Annotated in this window: 1 protein-coding gene; it reads left to right on the forward strand. The window is 37.2% G+C overall.

What is annotated here, in order from left to right:
• The first annotated feature begins 206 nt into the window (after positions 1-206).
• A complete protein-coding gene (locus ACFPXP_RS08050; protein WP_379893721.1) occupies positions 207-734 on the forward strand; it encodes a DUF3231 family protein in 528 nt (175 codons plus the stop codon).
• Positions 735-1,083 lie beyond the last annotated feature (349 nt).

A 1,083-nucleotide genomic window follows, 5' to 3' on the forward strand; every position in this document is an offset into this window, starting at 1 on the left:
GTTTTTTGAATTCGCTTGTAAACGTGCGGCGTGGTTGTTTGGACATTGTAGAGATCCGCTCCCTTAGTGTAATAGCTTTATTCTACAAGCCCTTATTTTTTCTGTCCAACTAAGTGTAGCCTATCCAATGTTTCCTTGATTCATGGGAAAATTAAAAATGGTCTGTTAGTTCATCATGATGGATTAATATAAGGAGGAACAATTCATTGAATTTCGTTGAAATTGTAAAATCAGTGTTTCAACCTTATTTAGATGATGAGAAACCCCCCTTGCATGTAGGAGAAGCGTATCACCTATGGTATTACAAAAATGGGATTGAACAAACGTTAAGAAATGCAGAGGTCGGTTACAACACCGTTGAAGATACCGAATTAAAAGATAAAATTAAGGATCTCATTGATAATGTTCTAACTCCTATGAGGAAAGAAGTAGAAGAATTTCTAAAGGATGAACACGTCCCTCTTCCGATTGTTTCTCCTGAGAAAGCTGTAAGTGAGTATTCAAATACTCCAAAAGACGCAAAACTATCGGATGAAGAGATTGCTAATCAATTGTCTTGGGCAATTTTAATGGGTATCCAAATTGGTGTTCGGGGATTAACAGAATCGGTTCGGGCGGATGTTGGAGCGTTGTTTGCAAAGTATCAAATGTTACAGATGGTCTGGGGTTTAACCATGAAACAGTTAATGGTAAAAAGAGGCTGGCTTCGTGTACCACCTAATTTCCAAGTGTAAAAAATTTTCCCCAAACAAAAAATCATGTTAAAAAGCCACTTTTCATTCATTTAAGCGGCATTTTCATGATATTTCCATTTCGTCTCTTACCACCTTTTTGAAACATAAACTTGTTTCAAAACACCCGTCATATTATTTTTTGACGACGATCATAAAGACATGGAAATTAAATAGCATAAAACGGTGGTTGACAGAGAAAAGCTGAGTGTCCCACAAGTTAAAAACTCAACTTTCGCAGCTTGGAATAGGCAGATAAGCCTTGATGTAATTGGGTAAAGCAGAGATCCATTGCTGTAATTGACACTGAATCAGAGTGGAAAGCTTTTTCCCTGCTTTTGAAGCGACTTCG

Origin of the sequence: Marinicrinis lubricantis, assembly GCF_042658665.1 — a bacterium.
GTDB classification, from domain to species: domain Bacteria; phylum Bacillota; class Bacilli; order Paenibacillales; family KCTC-33676; genus Marinicrinis; species Marinicrinis lubricantis.